The sequence below is a fragment of the Thermospira aquatica genome (assembly GCF_023525255.1).
Classification (GTDB): Bacteria; Spirochaetota; Brevinematia; order Brevinematales; family Thermospiraceae; genus Thermospira; species Thermospira aquatica.
In genome coordinates, this window is sequence record NZ_CP073355.1 from 2,298,113 (window position 1) to 2,314,708 (window position 16,596).

Here is a 16,596-nt window from a genome sequence, read left to right on the forward strand (position 1 = left end):
GAGAAATAATATGAAAAAAGGCTGGATGTACGGAATTCTCTTTTTCTTTTTGTGGATAGGGATGTTTTTCCTCCTTGAGGGTATACTGAGAGTGATGGGCATAGGGTACAGCACAGAACCTTTTGAACGGGTAGCTGGAACCCCCTACTTCAGAGACAACCCGGATTTTCTCAACAAGTATTATCCCGGGAGAAGAACTCCCCGCTCAGAGGCAAAGTTTAAAAACCTCTTTCTTGCACAAAAACCCACCAATGGACTGCGGATATTTGTTCTTGGTGGTTCCACAGCCCAGGGATGGCCATTTGAACCCAATCAATCATTCACCAAAATGATAGAAATCCAACTCCAATTCCTTTTGCCAGAAAAACACATTGAAGTGATCAATCTCGGCTATAGTGCCATGAGTAGTTACTATGTTGCCGATGTCACACGAAAACTTGCCCGTTATCAACCCGACATCATTGTTCTCTACACAGGACAGAATGAATACTACGGAACGCTTTCAGTGACCACAGGGGGTGGAGATCTCTCGAAACAAATATATCTCTTTCTTCGAGAGTGGAGAATATTCCAAATCCTTTTCGCTCTCTTTGAAAAAAGCCAAAAACCCTCGAAAACCATGATGGCTGCTCAATTTTCCGGTCGTCAACTCCCCATGGGGGAAAAAGACGCAGAAGTAGCTGATGCCTTTCGGCGTAATCTCACCAGGGTGTTTTCCTGGGCAAAAAAACACCATGTAGAGGTCATCGTTTACAAGATGGCAGCCAACCTTATCCACATGCCTCCTTTTGCCAGTGAGGGAGAGAGAGAAGTAGCCCCACTTATCCTCTCCAATACTCATTTCTTCCGACATGAGACCTGGCAAACCGTTTCAACGGCGCAACTTCTTTCCAACTGGCGAACAACCTACCCAAACAACGCCCATATCCTCTATCTTGACGGTTTAGCAAGACGCGCAAGAAAAGAGGAGTTTCTTGATATTCTCAAACAAGCAAAAGACAGAGACACCATCCCCTTCCGTTATCGGGAGATTTTACAAGACGTACTCTCAAATGCAGGAGCACACTGGCATGTAAGTTTCATCCCCCTTCACCAAAAAATTAAAGAAGTTTACGGATCAGAGGGTTTCGGAAGAAAACTTTTTATTGACCATCTTCATTTTAACTATACAGGCCAAAGATTGCTCGCAAACCTGGGGGTAGAAGCCGTACTCTCTCTTAAAGATTTCAAGACAAAAGCCCCCTCTTCCAACGCTCTGCCGTTAAAAGAGGTGTCCCATCTGCCAGGACTTGCTCACGAGGATTGGATCGATGCCGGGCTTTGGCTTACTGTCTATGATGAGTTTATGGCGATTCAAAATATTCTTACCCTCCTCTCCCAGAGTCCCTACAAAGACATGTTGATCCCATACACGAAAGATCCTGCCTGGGGAGAAATAGGCATGCTCACCAGAAAGCCTTTCTCTGAGATTCTTGCCTCCTTCTCAAGCAAAAAGAACCAGAGTTTTGGGAATTACCTTCTCTCCCGGCTCACAGACAACAAAGAGTGGGAGACAATAGAGGTACTCCTCCAGGCCTATCGGCACAACAATCCAGGCATCCCAACAGGTTACAAAAACTGTGCAGAGTTCTACACCTCGCGAAACCGTTACGAGGAGGCCATTCAATTTTACGCCATGGCGTATCTTCTTGCCGAAAAAAAAGAACGCCTCGAAATTGAGAAAAAAGGGCAATCCCTTGCTCGTATGCTGGGAAAACCAGACCAGTGGAGAGAAACCATCGATTTTTTGGCAAAAAATCCCTGGCCATGCTATAATAGTAGCAACAGTGCAACAGTGATGCACAAAAAAGGAGGCAACCGTGAATTCATTGGGGAAATTTTTGAAGGAATTCTGGCTTTTTGTCAAGGAAAATAAAAAGCTCTGGCTTATTCCTATTATTTTACTTCTTGCAATTTTTGGTGTGGTTGTGATTCTTGCCCAGTCGCAGGCGCTGGCACCCTTTATCTATAGCCTCTTTTAGCCTATGGTCATCTTAGGGATTTCTGCCTTTTATCATGATAGTGCCGCTGCAATTGTCAGAGATGGTGAAATTGTTGCAGCAGCCCAACAGGAGAGATTCTCCAGAAAAAAGGGGGATGAGTCTTTTCCCCGGGAAGCCATTGCCTATTGCCTTGCCGAAGCTCAAGTGAATATAAAAAACGTGGATTATGTTGTTTTCTACGACAAGCCACTCGTGAAATTTGATCGGATACTTGCTTCGTATATTCATACTGCCCCTCGCGGACTGCGCTCCTTTCTTATGGCTATCCCGATCTGGTTAAAGCAAAAGCTCTGGTTAGAGGACCTTATCCGCAAGGAACTTCATTACGACGGTCCCGTTCTTTTCTCTTCCCATCACCAGGCTCACGCGGCAAGTGCGTTTTATCCCTCGCCTTTTGAAAAAGCGGCTATTCTCACGGTGGATGGTGCCGGAGAGTGGAATACCACCACGATAGGAAGAGGCAATGGTAACCGTATTGAGCTTTTGAAACATATCGATTTTCCCCATTCTTTGGGGCTTTTGTATTCAGCGTTTACCTACTACTGTGGTTTTAAGGTCAACTCCGGTGAGTACAAATTGATGGGACTGGCCCCCTATGGAGAACCCAAATATGTTGATCTCATTAAAAAGCATATCGTAACCATTCGAGAGGATGGTTCCCTCTATCTCCATGAGAAATATTTTAACTACATCAGTGGACTTACGATGATTTCCCGTGCTTTTGAGAAACTCTTTGGCCTGAAAGCCCTCCCTCAAGGCGCTACCCCAACTCAGTTTTACATGGATGTAGCGGCATCCATTCAGGCAGTCACTACCGAAGCTCTTGTGAAAATGGCGCGTTACGCTCGAGAAATAACACAGGAAAAGTACCTATGTCTTGCCGGAGGCGTAGCCCTCAACTGTGTAGCGAATAACCACATCCTACGAGAAAGCGGATTTGAGGATGTGTGGATACAACCTGCAGCAGGAGACGCTGGTGGTGCACTGGGAGCAGCCCTCGCCGTATGGTATGGTTACTTAGGAGAGAAGCGAAGCGCCGATGGGATCCATGACTTTCAAAAAGGAAGTTATCTCGGACCATCGTATAGCGACAATAAAATCCGGGAAGTCCTGGATGCTTACCAGGCGGTGTATGAAAGGCTTGAGGATGAGGTTTTGTTTCAACGAGTAGCACGAGATATTGCTGATGGCAAAGTTGTGGGATGGTTCCAGGGGAGAAGTGAGTTCGGTCCACGAGCCCTGGGAAACCGTTCTATCCTAGGAGATGCGAGAAGCCAGGATATGCAAACAACCATGAATCTCAAGATTAAGTTTCGAGAGTCTTTTCGTCCCTTTGCCCCGGCGGTCTTAGCAGAGGATGTCAACGAGTGGTTCGAGTGGGATAGACCATCTCCCTACATGCTTTTTGTTGCCGACGTGAAAAAAGAGCATCGTTTCCCTGTGTCAAGGGAAGATAAGACAGGACTCGAACTCTTGAAACAGCCAAGGTCAAAACTCCAGGCGATCACGCACGTTGACTTTTCAGCCCGTCTCCAAACCGTTCACAGAGAAACAAATCCCCGTTTTTATACTCTCCTTGAGGCATTTAAACGTCTCACTGGATGTGGTGTCATCATCAACACCTCTTTTAACGTTCGGGGAGAGCCGATTGTGAACGATCCCCGCGATGCTTACCGGTGTTTTATGGGAACAAATATCGATGTTCTCGTTATCGGAAACTACTATCTTGAAAAGACAAAACAACCTCCCTTTAAGGAGCTCCAAACATGGAAAAGCACCCTCATAGCCGACTAACGGTTTCTGAATACCGGCATTTTGGACTTTCTTTTGGGTTAGGAATGCTGATTTTAACCCTCATCGGCTGGTGGAAAGGATTCCCCCCAACAGTAATGTGGGTTACAGCGGGACTCTGGCTCTATCACTGGATTGGTGGGATTCTCTGGCCTAAGGGGCTATGGATTACCCAGTGGATTGCCTCCCGTTTATGGGATGTGCTCTCACATTTGATATCAACCATTGTTCTTGGTACTCTCTTTTACCTTATTCTGACACCGTTATTTATTCTTCTGCGTTTATTCGGTCAGGATCATGTTCATAAAAATACAGGAGAATGGCAGGATTTTTCCCCTAAAGAAAACGACCTTAAACGCATGCAAAGATGGTTTTAGAAGAAAGCGCTCATAAGAACCAGAAAAGAAAAGAGAAAGATTTCTTCCCGGTTAAAACTTTTCATCCTTTCCTTCCTGGCATTGTCGATTCATTGTCCCTTGATTGTTTACTTACAAAAGTAAACACTGAAATTTCAAATAGTTGACAAAATTCTCCAAATTTGTTATAGTAATATACACACTTTCCCAAGTGAGGTTGTGCATGTTTCAAGTCGTGATGGAGCTTTATGTCAATTCTCTCTATCCAGGAATGGTCTTTAGTGGAGATGTGTATGACGATCAAGACACACTTGTTCTCCCAAAAGGTCAACCTCTTACCAAAGACATCATCGAAAATCTCAAGCTGAAAAAAATCAAAAAAATACACTACACCCAGGAATCCATGCTTTTTAAACAGCCTGTAAGCCAGTCCATGATCAGTGAAGCCAACATCAATAAAGCCGCCAACCTTCTCATCGAAATCGAAAACATGCTAAAAAACAATACAACGGGAATCCCGACCAAGGCAGCTCAGGAAGTTGTCGGAGATTTTATCCAGGATATTCGAAAAAACAAAGACGCCTATCTAAACCTTCTTGAACTTCAATCCAACGATCAATACATTTATACCCACGCCATTAATGTCACAAACATCTCCATCCTCATCGCCACAATGATCAATCTCCCCGAGGAAAAAATCCACGACCTTGGTATTGCAGCCCTCTTTCATGACATCGGAAAGATCCTGATTCCCTCCGACATTGTCGATAAAGTTTCTCCTCTTACCCCCGAAGAATGGAAAATCATAAAACAGCATCCTGTTTATACTTACAAAACCCTTCAAGCAGAGGGGGTTTTTTCCGAGAATGTTCTCAAGAGTGCTCTCTGTCATCACGAAAATCACCAGGGAGGTGGATATCCTCTCGGCATCAACCACGAAAAACTCAATATCCTTGCCAACATCATTTCCCTGGCGGATGTCTTTGACGCAATAACAAGTATGCGGCCCTACCGGGAAGCAAAAACCATGGATGAAGCCTTTGCCTATATCATGGAACAATCAGGAAAAAGATTTCATCCTCAGCTTGCCCAGACTTTTTTGAAACATCTTGTCCAAAAACTCCATGAATCTCCTCTGTATCCTCTCGATAGCTACGTTTTACTAAACACAGGAGAAATAGGGTACGTCGTAGACTATCCTAACAACCAGAAATTTACCCTTCGACCAGTTGTCAATATCTTTTTCAACCCCCACAAATCTTCCAATCTCCAGGAATGTTTTCTCCGTTTTCCTGTTCAAATCAACCTTGAAAAAGATTACTCTCGCATGATCGTGAAGCGCATTATTGACCCAGCTTATATTGCCAAATTTGACAAAATTCTTGGAAGAATCTAAATCTCATACATCCAACAAATCCATGGCGATATTTTCAATCCCATAAGAAAAGGTAACATTCAAACACTCTTCCCCTGGAAGGGCACGAAACCATCGATGAGAATCAAAAGTTACTCCGGCATACGAAAAGATCATCTCCGTTTTCTCTACAATCTCTCCTAAAGTATACCTTTCTCCTCCTAGATTTCCACACCCAAGAGCATCGGATGTTAACCAATCCAGCAACCACGGCAACATATCCATTTCATAAGCCAGCACTACCTCGCTTTGAGCACTCCAGCGGATTCTTTCCTGTACCCCATGCTTCAATGCTGAAAGACAAACCATGAGCGGATGTTTACTATTGAGAAGCCCCCGACGAGAGATAATGGTGGGAAGTCTCACTGTTTTTACTCCAAATAAATCCCGCATCATTCTCACCATTCCCTCAAAAATAAACCCTATCCGTTGAAGTGCTCCATCATTCGTCTCAAGAGTATATCCCTGCAAAACAACCTTCTCCACATCAGGAAAAGAAAAATACTCATACAAACTCGCAAAAAGCTCCATCACCATAGCTGGCGTCATCATAGGACGGAACCAATCCATCGTCAAATCAATCACCAATCGATCACAAGAAGGAACAGGATCCCCTACGGCTATTACTCTCCCCTGAAATGAAGAAAAAAGCACCAATTTCTCTCGAATCTCCCCCAATTCTGTATGAAGTGGTAAGACCAAACAGGTTCTCATTCATTTACCGCCCTGGAAAAAACGTTTCACACTTTGCCAGAGCTGAACAAAAGGTGTAAAAAGCTCCAAAAGAGATCGCTTCTTCTCTGCCGGAAGAGCCTCTTCAAAAACATAACGAAAAGTCCACACGTGCAATACGGGTCCAATCCCATACACCGTCACTAATGGAATCACCAAGGTAATCGGATTGGTAGCAGGAACAAAAAGAAAGGCATACACAACCCAAGAGATAACCAACATCACAAAGTACACCACTCCATGCCTCGCCACCGTATACAAAGCCAGCACCAACATCTCTTGAGGTTTCAATCCACTTTTATAAAGTAACACTACCAAAACCATCTGCATCATCATCAGAACAACCAAAAACCACAAGGCGAACAAAACAACTAAAGACCAAAAAAGAGGGAACACCCTCACCTGCTCAAGAGAAAAAACCAGAGAAAGCCCAAGAAGTCCCCCCGATATTGTTCCTCCTATCCACCAGCCAAGAGAAGGAAAAAACCACTCCTTCACCATCTTCCAGAGCGTTTTAAAATACTCAACCACAGGCCCATCTATCATTCTCTCATGCATAACATGACTGACCACCGACAAAGGCCAGAGCCACATACCCCCTATTGTCGTACAGATCATCACTATCCAAAAGCCCCAATGCTGCTGGACAAAAGTCACATCCGTCGTTATGACAAAAGCAACTGTGGGAACTAGCACCAAAAAGGAAGGATTCATCGAACCTATAAGAGAAGTCACAAGACTATACGAAAGATTATCCCACCACGACCAAAAACTTCGCCCCAAAATTCGGCCTATCATAGGTCCTCCTAAAAACGAATCGCCATAAATGTTCTATCATCATCCTGAACGGCACCCTCATAAAAATCCTCCAGGTGCATTAACATCCCTCCAATAACATCCGAAGCCGAATTCACTTCTCTGACCACAACATCAAAAAACTCCGTCAAACGATCCAAACCCACTTGCTCTCCCATAGGATTTGCACCCTCTATAACCCCATCGCTAAACATGAGAAGAACATCCCCAGCATGATACCTGATAACATCCTCTTGAAATTTAGCATTCTTAAAAGTTCCCACAATAGGATTCTTGTTTTTCAAGTGCTTTACAGCATCCTCTTTTACACTATAATACAATTGATCAATATGCCCCGCTGATAAATAATGTATCTGCTGAGCTTTTCTGTCCACCATAATAGCAAAAAGTGTAATATAAGAATAAGTATTTTCCAGAATCCTTGTAATACGACGATTCAAAACGGTAAAAGCCTCGGAAAGATGAGAAAATCGTTTTTCTTCTATCAATTCCTCCACCTCAACCTTGAGCATAGCCCATATCATCGCCGCATACACCCCATGACCGGAAGCATCCCCCAACAAGAAAAGCAACACATCATCCGAGAGCAAAAACATATCATAGTAGTCCCCTCCCACACTCTGCATGGGCATGTAGGAGATTTCCATATCTATAATCTTTTGCAATGCCCGTTGTCTATCAATTGGCAACAACGAAATCTGAAGCGACTGAGCTGTCCGTATCTCATCCATCACCTTTTTGTTTACCTCGGCAAGACGTCTTCTCGACTCAGCCTCACGAACAAAAACCTCAATATATTCAAAAATCAGATAAAAAGACATTGCAAGAGACATAAAAACACACCCCAAAGACATTAAAAATCCCGACCACTCAACCCACCATATCTTTCCTAAAAAAGCCCCGATCCAGATAAGAATAGCCCCTTCCCCCCCAAAAAGTAACGTCCGATAACGGAGAGCATTGATCGCAGAAATTTTCCCCTTTTCCCGTTTCATCAACGAAACAAACTCAACCCCCTCCAGAACACCGGTTAGAAAAAGATATCCCCCTATCCCTAAAACTATCCAATCACCAAAACGGTCCCACCATCGAAACGGCAAAAACAAAAGAGAAACAATTATCCCTCCCGTCAGCAAAAAATACCAAAAAACATACCAGCGTGTATACTCTCTATACCCATCGGTTTCGACAAAACCAAGATCCTTTACCCAAACAAAAATATACCGCAAAAGCAAAACAAAACAACTAACGATGATAAGCACCAAACTCATCTCAGCAAGTTCCACAGAAAACGGAACCCTTTGCCCCATCCACCCTAGAAATCCCAGGAGGGAGATAAGACCACCCGCCAGAATAATATACAACAGATCCGGCTTAATCTCTTTCGAGCCACCTTTTCTCAAAAGAAAGAGAAGAAACGCTATATACTGAACCATCAAAAATAATCCAAAACTTCCCCCAATAACATACCATACACTCATATCACCCTCTTTTTCTCAAAAATTCAAAATTTTCTTAAAAGATTTCTCTTTTTCAGGATAATAAACGTATTATTTACAGATAAAATATTTTTTACTTGATTTTTTCTTTTGATGTATCTATACTATTATAGAGAAAAACAAAAAAAAGAGCAATGGTTTTGGAAAATTTTTTCCAAAAAAAGGAGGCTTATATGCGTTTTCTCATACATTCTCTTAAAAAAAACGTAATCTTTATTCTTGTAGTTATTTCTGTGACAGCATGTACCCTGATGGAAGACACTATCGATGAAAACGGCATCTTATGGGAATACTATGTTTCAAATCCCATTTCTCTGGGCATAGAAACCATGCCCTCAGCCAACCTCCTTCTTTTCGCTGACGAAGGAAATACCTTATATGCTCTTGATGCTGGAAGTGGCCTCTTGCGATGGAAGATCACCCTCCCCATCACCCTCACTACCATACTCCCGATGGGTTCTACCCTGTATATCATAGGATACTCCAACACGGGACCTCAAACAAGTGTCTTCTATACCGTGGAAACTCTCAATGGTTCTATAGCTAACCAACAAAGTTTTCCTATCAAGCCCCTTGTCAACCGTTATCTAACCCTTCCTGAAGGAGTACTGCTCTATTCATCCAGTGAGGCAGTTATTCTGTCAAACAACGGAACGATAAGCGGAACATATTCGCTGTTAAATGGCGTCATCGCCATGGAAAAAATAGGCAATGACTATTATGCTCTTATTCGGGAAACTGATACTACCACAAAACTTCAAAGATACGACCAGAATTTCAATGCTATGGGCACAAGCACCCATAGTGACAATCCTACAGGCGTATTCATCGCATGGGGCAACAAGCTCTATATTGGCACAACCTCTTCTCTTCTTCAGAGTGACACTACTCCTTCTCTGAGCACTTTCAAAAACTTTGCAGTGAAAGCCTCCCCTACCTGGAGTAGCTTTTTGCTTTACGTCCCCTCCGCCAAAACCTTCGAGGGAGGAATTCGCAGTTATGATCTTTCTGGCAATCAACAGTGGGGAGTTGCCACGTATGCTCCTATTAGTTATGCTCCCCTTGTGTACAATAGCACCTATCAGAGCATCTTCTCCCTTGATGATAACGGAAACGTCGGTGTATACGATGCCTCAAACGGAAGACTTCTCTTTCAACGTTACCTTGGAAGTATCCAGAAACAAGGACTAAAACTCCCCATGGATATTTACCAGAACTATATTTTTATTCCATTTTCCTTTCCCTCCAAAGTTGTATGCTTTTCCATAAGACATGCAAGCACCGGTCAGTAAAATATGCCAGCTTTTCGTGTCCATGCCCCATTTCAACCTGCAGGTGATCAACCCAAAGCCATTGAAGCTCTTGTAAAAAACTTTCAAGAGGGAAAAAAACGCCAGGTTCTCCTCGGTGTTACAGGGAGTGGGAAAACCTTCACCATGGCTCATGTTATCCAGGCACTCCAGTATCCTACCCTTATCATGTCTCACAATAAAACCCTTGCGGCCCAGCTTTATCGAGAGTTCCGGGATTTTTTTCCTGAGAATGCCGTGGAATACTTTGTTTCCTACTATGACTACTATCAGCCAGAGGCATATGTACCTCAGCGAGACCTCTACATCGAAAAAGATGCAAGCATCAACGACGAAATAGACAGAATGCGTGTGTCAGCTGTTGCCTCCCTTATGGATAGACATGATGTTATTGTTGTCGCCTCTGTCTCGTGTATCTATGGTCTGGGAGCTCCAACAGACTACAAGGAACTCATGCTTCTCCTCAAAAAAGGCATGATAAGAGACAGGGAAAGTATTCTCTCCCACCTTGTCCAGATCCAGTACGAAAAAGCAGACATCGAACTCAACAGAGCCTCTTTCCGGGTTAAAGGAGATGTTATCGATATCCACACTGCCTACTCACGAGAGGTCATTCGTATAGAAATGTTTGGCGATGAAATTGAATCCATAAAACGACTCCATCTTATTACAGGAAATCTTATCGAAGAACTTGATCGTATTGTCATCTATCCAGCCAAGCTCTTCCTTACCACCCAGGATAAGCTTAAACTTGCCATAGAATCCATCGAAGCTGAGCTTGCCCAGCGAGTTGCTGAACTCAAAGCTGAAAACAAAACTCTCGAGGCGTATCGTCTTGAAACACGCACACGGTACGATATCGAGATGCTCTCTGAGCTCGGCTATTGCAACGGTATTGAAAACTACTCCCGTCATCTCTCTTTTCGCAAACCCGGTGAACGCCCTTTTGTTCTCCTCGACTACTTTCCAAGGCCGTTTCTTACAATCCTCGATGAATCCCATCAGACTATCCCTCAGATCAACGGCATGTTCCATGGAGATTATTCCCGAAAAAAAACTCTCGTTGATTTTGGTTTTCGCCTCCCATCAGCTCTTGACAATCGTCCTCTTCGCTTTGAAGAGTTCGACACGCTTTTGGATCACGTCATGTATGTATCTGCAACACCCGCTGAATACGAACTCACCCATAGTGAAGCTATCGTCGAGCAGATTATCCGCCCCACAGGGCTTATTGACCCGGAGGTAGAAGTTCGTCCAACGACAGGACAAATCGAAGACATCATCCGAGAGGTTCAGCTTCGTATTCAAGAGGGGGAACGCACCATCATCACCACACTGACCAAAAAAATGGCAGAAGACCTCACCCAGTATTTACTTGATCAAAACATGAAAGTCGCCTACATCCACTCCGAAGTGGAAACGATTGAACGTGTTGAGATTCTCAAAAAACTCCGTATGGGCATCTACGATGTGATCGTCGGCATCAATCTTCTCCGTGAAGGCATCGATCTCCCCGAAGTCTCGCTCGTTATTATTCTTGATGCCGACAAGATGGGATTTCTCCGATCCGCTCGTTCCCTTATCCAGATTATCGGGAGAAGCGCTCGCCATGTCAACGGAAAAGTCATCATGTACGCTGACAACATCACCGAAAGTATGGCCGAAGCTATCCGGGAAACCTATAGGCGCCGCGAACTCCAGCTCGAGTACAACCGTATCCATAACATTACCCCCACTAGCGTAAGAAAAGAAATAGCCGATATCCTTGAACGAAAACTCAAAGAAACCGAAGAAAAAGCCGACGAACTCGAAAAACTCAAACGCTCCATCCCGGACAAAAAACGCCTCATTCAAGAGATGGAAAAACTCATGTTCCAGTATGCCGAATCCCTCGAATTTGAAAAAGCTGCATTTGTCCGCGATCAAATCGAGGAAATCAAACACAGCACCACTATCGAATAAACCAGAAAAACTCTCCGCTGAGAATCAAAAAGCCAGTTATCCTCTCCGAAGCTCTTCCACAACCTCTTCCATTTTCATCCCGTGAGAAGCTTTTACCAGAATCGTATCCCCTGGCTGGAGAAGCGAACGAATACTCCGAACAAGTTCCTGTTTGGAAGGAAACCAAAAAGCAAGCATCTGATTTGACTTAAGTTTTTCAAAGGCATAACGAGACTCTTCCCCATGGAGGATCACCAGATCTGCCACCTGATTGGTAACAATTGTTTCCCCTATCATCTCATGAAGAGAACGGGAAAGTTTCCCCAGCTCAAGCATATCCCCCAGAATTGCCACCCTTCGTCCAGGCAGGTCTTTCAGCATGAAAAGAGCCGCTCTCATCGAAGAGGGATTGGCATTATAGGCATCATTAATAATCGTCCACTGAGCGGTTTTAATAATCTCACTTCTTCCTGAAACAGGCTGAAAGTCTTCTATAGCATGTAAGGCCTGCATAATATCCACACCAAAATACTCTGCCACCTTAAGAGCTATAGCCAAATTGGTGATATTATGCCGCCCAGGCAAGCGAAAACGAAAACTCATCCCCTGATAGTAGAGAAGATACCCCTCGAGACCTCTGTTTTCCATAATTGTCACTTCTTCAGGAATAACATCCACAACCTCAACAGGCGAAAGTTTTTTATGATAACTGTAAAATTCATCATTACGATTGAGAAAAGCTACACCATACTTTGGCACCATACCACGGAAAATCTCTCCCTTTGCCCGGGCAATATTATACAAAGACCCAAGGTTGCCAATATGAGCATATCCCACATTGGTAATTACCGAAGCATAGGGATGCATAATAGAAGAAAGATATCCTATCTCACCCGGATGATTCATCCCCATCTCCAGCACCATAAAATGCGCACCCTCTTTTGCCTCCAGAACCGTCAAAGGAAGTCCAATATCATTATTGAGATTCTTTTTCGTGGAATGCACCTGATACTTTAAAGATAACAAGTAGGCGATAAGTTCACGAGTCGTCGTTTTTCCAGAACTTCCTGTAACCGCAATCACCTTACTAAAAAGGTACTTGCGGTACTCTCGAGCAAGCACTCCTAGCGCCTCACGACTTTTCTTCACGACAAAGAAAATACCCGGTAATAACGCCTTCTTGTGTTTTTTATAGTATGTGCGTTCAATAATAAAAACCTTTACACCAAGCCTTACACAATCCGGGATAAAATCATGCCCATCAAAACGCTCACCCGGTAAAGCAACAAAACACTCAGAAGGCTGAATAGTCCTAGAATCAATAGAAAAGGCCGTTACACCCAGAGGTTTTTCTTCAAGATTCTCTATACACTGAGCAAAGTTATTCAGCGTAAGAACCTCTTTTAACCACACGAGACTAAACATCTCTCTATCCTTACCTGTAAGTCACAGCCTTTTTTGTCTCTCCCCCAAAAAAGGCATTCACTTGAAGATGAAATCTCCGGATATCCTTCACTCCAAAAGTTGACAAAAGCATTTGCAAAATCTCTTGTTGTAATTTCTCCGCATACTCCCGGCATGACTTTTCATGAGACAATTTCACCCTCACATCAAGATTGACAAACTTTCGCTTCACAACAGAAACATACACATCACAAGATACTACCTCAGAGAGAAGAGAAAGTTGCTGCTCCAGGTACGACTGAAGTGCCGCTTTGTGAATCTCTAACTCCCCATATGGTGTTCGAACGTAGAGAGTATGGATTAAGAAAAACTCATAGTACCACCAACTTCCCGTCACCAAACCCACCAACACCAACAACCAACCAAAAACAGCAAGAAAAACCGAAGGAGTCATGCCTGTTGTGAAATGAATAGCATTCTCGATCGGCACTTCAGAAAGCCTTACACCAATCAAAAGAAATACCAATCCACTCAATGTCACTACCAACCAAATAGCCTGAATAAGAATAACCACTAATTTAGTTCTCGACTGATTCATCATACAAACCTCTCACAATTATTGTACTCTCTCGAACGTTCAGCCCGGCCAGTTTCTCTAAAGAAGCCGCTAATTTTGCTCGAAACTTTTCGACCGTTTCCGGGATATTGAGACCACTTTTTACCACAATCTCCATACGGACATCAACCTGCCGAAAACCACCAAAAGAAATCCAGAGAGACTTCTTTTTCTCGGGAAATTTAACAACCCCAAACTCTCTTACAATCCAGGCGATAAGATCAACAACAGCTGCTTTAGTAATGACATACTTTTCCATAAATGCCTCTTATTTCATTTTAAAGTTTTCCATGAATTTGGTGGAATACGCTCCTCGAATAAAATCAGGGTGATCCATCATTTGCCGATGAAAAGGAGCCGTGGTCTTAATCCCCTCAATACGCAATTCATCGAGCAAACGACGCATTCTCGCAATAGCCTCTTCACGATTTCTTCCCCAGGCAAGAACCTTGGCCACCAGAGAATCATAGTACTTGGGTATCTCGTAGCCTGCATAGATATGACTATCGATACGGATACCAGGCCCACCAGGGAAGTGAAGATCCACAATCTTGCCAGGTACTGGCATAAAGTTCATGTATGGATCTTCAGCATTGATACGACATTCAATGGCATGACCATAGATCTTTAAATCCTCCTGGGTAAAGGAGAGTTTCTCTCCCATGGCCACACGTATCTGTTCTTTCACCAGATCTACCCCTGTAATCAGCTCCGTAACCGGATGTTCCACCTGGATACGGGCATTCACCTCCATAAAGTAAAACTGTTTTGCCTCTTCATCGTAGAGAAACTCCATCGTTCCAGCACCAAAATAGCCAGCATGAGCTGCTCCACGGCGAACTGCTTCTACCATCTTTTCTCGAATCTCTTCTGGTAAAGCAGGACTTGGAGCTTCCTCAATAAGTTTCTGATGACGTCTCTGGATAGAACAATCTCTCTCAAACAAGGCTGCAACATTTCCATGTTTATCAGCAATGAACTGAATCTCAATATGTCGGGGGTTCTGGAGATATTTCTCTACATACACATCAGGATTACCAAAAGCAGTTTGAGCCTCAGCCTGAGCAATGGGAAAAATACTTGAAAGTTCATCGTCTGACCAGGCTACACGCATACCCTTACCACCACCACCTGCTGTGGCTTTCACAATAACAGGATATCCCACCTCATGAGCAAACTTCAAAGCCTCAGCGACGTCTTTGATAATTCCTGTTCCGGGGGTAATTGGAACCCCTGCCTCACTCATCGTTTTCCGTGCTGTAGCTTTATCTCCAAGCTTGTCCATCACATCGCCGGAGGGACCAATAAAAACAAGATTATGATCAGCACAAATCCGGGCAAACTTGGAGTTTTCCGAAAGAAAACCATAACCTGGATGAACAGCATCCGCTCCTGTAATCTCAGCAGCACTGATAATTGCTGGAATATTAAGATATGAATCCTTCGAAAGAGCTGGTCCTATACATACATCCTGATCAGCCAGCTTCGTGTGAAGGGAGTCTTTGTCTACTTCAGAGTGAATCGCTACCGTCTTTAATCCCAGCTCTTTGGCTGCGCGAATCACTCGTACGGCTATCTCTCCACGATTCGTAACAAGAATTTTATTTATCATAACCACCTCCCTTATGCCTCAATCCGGAAAAGAGGTTGTCCATACTCTACTGGCTGCCCCTCCTCTACCAAGATTTCTTTTACTTTACCATCAAACTCACAAACCACGTCCTGAAGGTGTCCCAATACACGGACATGAGCAATCACATCTCCTTTTTTCACCACGTCGCGAAGTTTCACATAAGCTTCTTTGGTTTTAGGATTCAACCGTGTAAAGATACCAACCCATTTCGATGTCACATCTTTGATAGAGGATTCTGGAACAGAAGATTCCGAGGTTGATTGAGCAGCAGGAGTCTGTGAAGCAGGAGCTGGAGCCTGGGCTGTCACAACAGGAGCAGGTTTCTGTTTTGAGCCACCACTTACCATACGTACTTTGAGCTCCCCCTGCTGAAACTCTATCTCACCAACATCAACATCCTCAAAGAGGGTATACAATTCTTTCAAATCTTTGATAGAAAACATACTCACACCTCCAACACAATCACTTTAATCACTTTACTTCACCCTTTCAATGTAACGATCATCACGAGTATCAACACGTATCTTCTCACCAACCTGCACAAACAGAGGCACCTGCACTACCGCCCCCGTTTCCAGGGTAGCAGGCTTGGAACCACCGCTTACCGTATCACCACGAAGACCGGGATCGGTCTCCACAATCTCAAGCTCGACGAACATCGGGGGCTCTACCGAGATAACCTGACCATCGTAAAAAGAAAGATCACAGATCATCTCGTTTTTCAAATATTTTGATGCTTCATCAACAACTTCTTCAGGGACATGAAACTGCTCGTAGGTTTCCGTATCCATAAAAACATACTCTTGCCCCTCTTTGTAAAGAAGTTGAGCCGGTCTCGTTTCGATCATCACATCCTCAAGATCTTCTCCTGCACGAAAAGTCTTTTCTACCACAGCATCTCGTAAAAGGTTTTTGAGTTTCGTCCTTACAACCGCACCACCTTTCCCTGGTTTGTGATGCTGGAACCAGATCACTTTGTAAAGTTCTCCATCCAGTCTGATCACCGTTCCTTTACGAAGGTCATTTGAAGAAATCATATCCT

The 16,596-nt window shown here is 43.8% G+C and carries 16 protein-coding genes; 7 read left to right on the forward strand and 9 right to left on the reverse strand.

Translation table 11 applies throughout. The annotated features are described in order from the left end of the window. The first annotated feature begins 10 nt into the window (after positions 1-10). The 5 genes from KDW03_RS11175 (at position 11) to KDW03_RS11195 (ending at position 5,585) form a co-directional block, all read left to right on the forward strand. The gene (locus KDW03_RS11175; protein WP_271435156.1) at positions 11-1,915 is read left to right on the forward strand and encodes an SGNH/GDSL hydrolase family protein; all 1,905 of its coding nucleotides are present in this window, start codon (positions 11-13) and stop codon (positions 1,913-1,915) included. Beyond that, positions 1,860-2,021 (forward strand): DUF5989 family protein, encoded by a 162-nt coding sequence (locus KDW03_RS11180; protein WP_271435157.1) that lies wholly within the window; start codon positions 1,860-1,862, stop codon positions 2,019-2,021. Before KDW03_RS11175 ends, KDW03_RS11180 begins: the two co-directional genes overlap by 56 nt. A 3-nt stretch (positions 2,022-2,024) precedes the next feature. Then, positions 2,025-3,836 (forward strand): carbamoyltransferase family protein, encoded by a 1,812-nt coding sequence (locus tag KDW03_RS11185; RefSeq protein ID WP_271435158.1) that lies wholly within the window; start codon positions 2,025-2,027, stop codon positions 3,834-3,836. Beyond that, the gene (locus KDW03_RS11190) at positions 3,809-4,210 is read left to right on the forward strand and encodes a hypothetical protein (protein WP_271435159.1); all 402 of its coding nucleotides are present in this window, start codon (positions 3,809-3,811) and stop codon (positions 4,208-4,210) included. The genes KDW03_RS11185 and KDW03_RS11190 overlap by 28 nt, the downstream gene beginning before the upstream one ends. A gap of 202 nt (positions 4,211-4,412) precedes the next feature. Next, a complete protein-coding gene (locus tag KDW03_RS11195; RefSeq protein ID WP_271435160.1) occupies positions 4,413-5,585 on the forward strand; it encodes an HD-GYP domain-containing protein in 1,173 nt (390 codons plus the stop codon). 3 nt (positions 5,586-5,588) lie between these two features. Here the strand turns inward: KDW03_RS11195 and KDW03_RS11200 are convergent, their stop codons facing one another. The 3 genes from KDW03_RS11200 to KDW03_RS11210 are packed head-to-tail and all read right to left on the reverse strand — an operon-like array spanning position 5,589 to position 8,632. Continuing rightward, positions 5,589-6,317, reverse strand: a complete 729-nt coding sequence (locus tag KDW03_RS11200) for a hypothetical protein (RefSeq protein ID WP_271435161.1) — start codon at positions 6,315-6,317, stop codon at positions 5,589-5,591. Then, positions 6,318-7,133: a hypothetical protein gene (locus tag KDW03_RS11205; protein WP_271435162.1), complete on the reverse strand. Its 816-nt coding sequence runs from the start codon at positions 7,131-7,133 to the stop codon at positions 6,318-6,320. It lies immediately after the preceding gene. 8 nt (positions 7,134-7,141) lie between these two features. Then, positions 7,142-8,632 (reverse strand): PP2C family protein-serine/threonine phosphatase, encoded by a 1,491-nt coding sequence (locus KDW03_RS11210; RefSeq protein WP_271435163.1) that lies wholly within the window; start codon positions 8,630-8,632, stop codon positions 7,142-7,144. Between the two features lie 191 nt (positions 8,633-8,823). On the opposite strand from KDW03_RS11210, the gene KDW03_RS11215 reads away from it, so the two are divergent. Together KDW03_RS11215 and uvrB are read left to right on the forward strand one after the other, a co-directional pair. Further along, a complete protein-coding gene (locus tag KDW03_RS11215) occupies positions 8,824-9,942 on the forward strand; it encodes a hypothetical protein (RefSeq protein ID WP_271435164.1) in 1,119 nt (372 codons plus the stop codon). A gap of 3 nt (positions 9,943-9,945) precedes the next feature. After that, complete coding sequence (gene uvrB / locus KDW03_RS11220; protein ID WP_271435165.1) at positions 9,946-11,922, forward strand: excinuclease ABC subunit UvrB; 1,977 nt, start codon at positions 9,946-9,948, stop codon at positions 11,920-11,922. Positions 11,923-11,958: 36 nt separating this feature from the next. On the opposite strand, the gene KDW03_RS11225 is transcribed toward uvrB, so the two are convergent. Genes KDW03_RS11225 through efp form a run of 6 tightly spaced genes read right to left on the reverse strand, consistent with a single transcriptional unit; the run spans position 11,959 to position 16,591 of the window. Continuing rightward, complete coding sequence (locus KDW03_RS11225; RefSeq protein ID WP_271435166.1) at positions 11,959-13,326, reverse strand: UDP-N-acetylmuramoyl-tripeptide--D-alanyl-D-alanine ligase; 1,368 nt, start codon at positions 13,324-13,326, stop codon at positions 11,959-11,961. 10 nt (positions 13,327-13,336) lie between these two features. Beyond that, the gene (locus KDW03_RS11230) at positions 13,337-13,906 is read right to left on the reverse strand and encodes an Asp23/Gls24 family envelope stress response protein (RefSeq protein ID WP_271435167.1); all 570 of its coding nucleotides are present in this window, start codon (positions 13,904-13,906) and stop codon (positions 13,337-13,339) included. Beyond that, positions 13,884-14,180 carry an Asp23/Gls24 family envelope stress response protein gene (locus tag KDW03_RS11235; protein WP_271435168.1) on the reverse strand — a complete coding sequence of 99 codons (297 nt, stop codon included), beginning with the start codon at positions 14,178-14,180 and terminating at the stop codon, positions 13,884-13,886. Before KDW03_RS11235 ends, KDW03_RS11230 begins: the two co-directional genes overlap by 23 nt. A gap of 9 nt (positions 14,181-14,189) precedes the next feature. Beyond that, positions 14,190-15,533: an acetyl-CoA carboxylase biotin carboxylase subunit gene (gene accC / locus KDW03_RS11240; RefSeq protein ID WP_271435169.1), complete on the reverse strand. Its 1,344-nt coding sequence runs from the start codon at positions 15,531-15,533 to the stop codon at positions 14,190-14,192. 11 nt (positions 15,534-15,544) lie between these two features. Then, positions 15,545-15,997 carry an acetyl-CoA carboxylase biotin carboxyl carrier protein gene (locus tag KDW03_RS11245; RefSeq protein ID WP_271435170.1) on the reverse strand — a complete coding sequence of 151 codons (453 nt, stop codon included), beginning with the start codon at positions 15,995-15,997 and terminating at the stop codon, positions 15,545-15,547. A gap of 33 nt (positions 15,998-16,030) precedes the next feature. Then, a complete protein-coding gene (gene efp, locus KDW03_RS11250; protein WP_271435171.1) occupies positions 16,031-16,591 on the reverse strand; it encodes an elongation factor P in 561 nt (186 codons plus the stop codon). Positions 16,592-16,596: the final 5 nt, after the last annotated feature.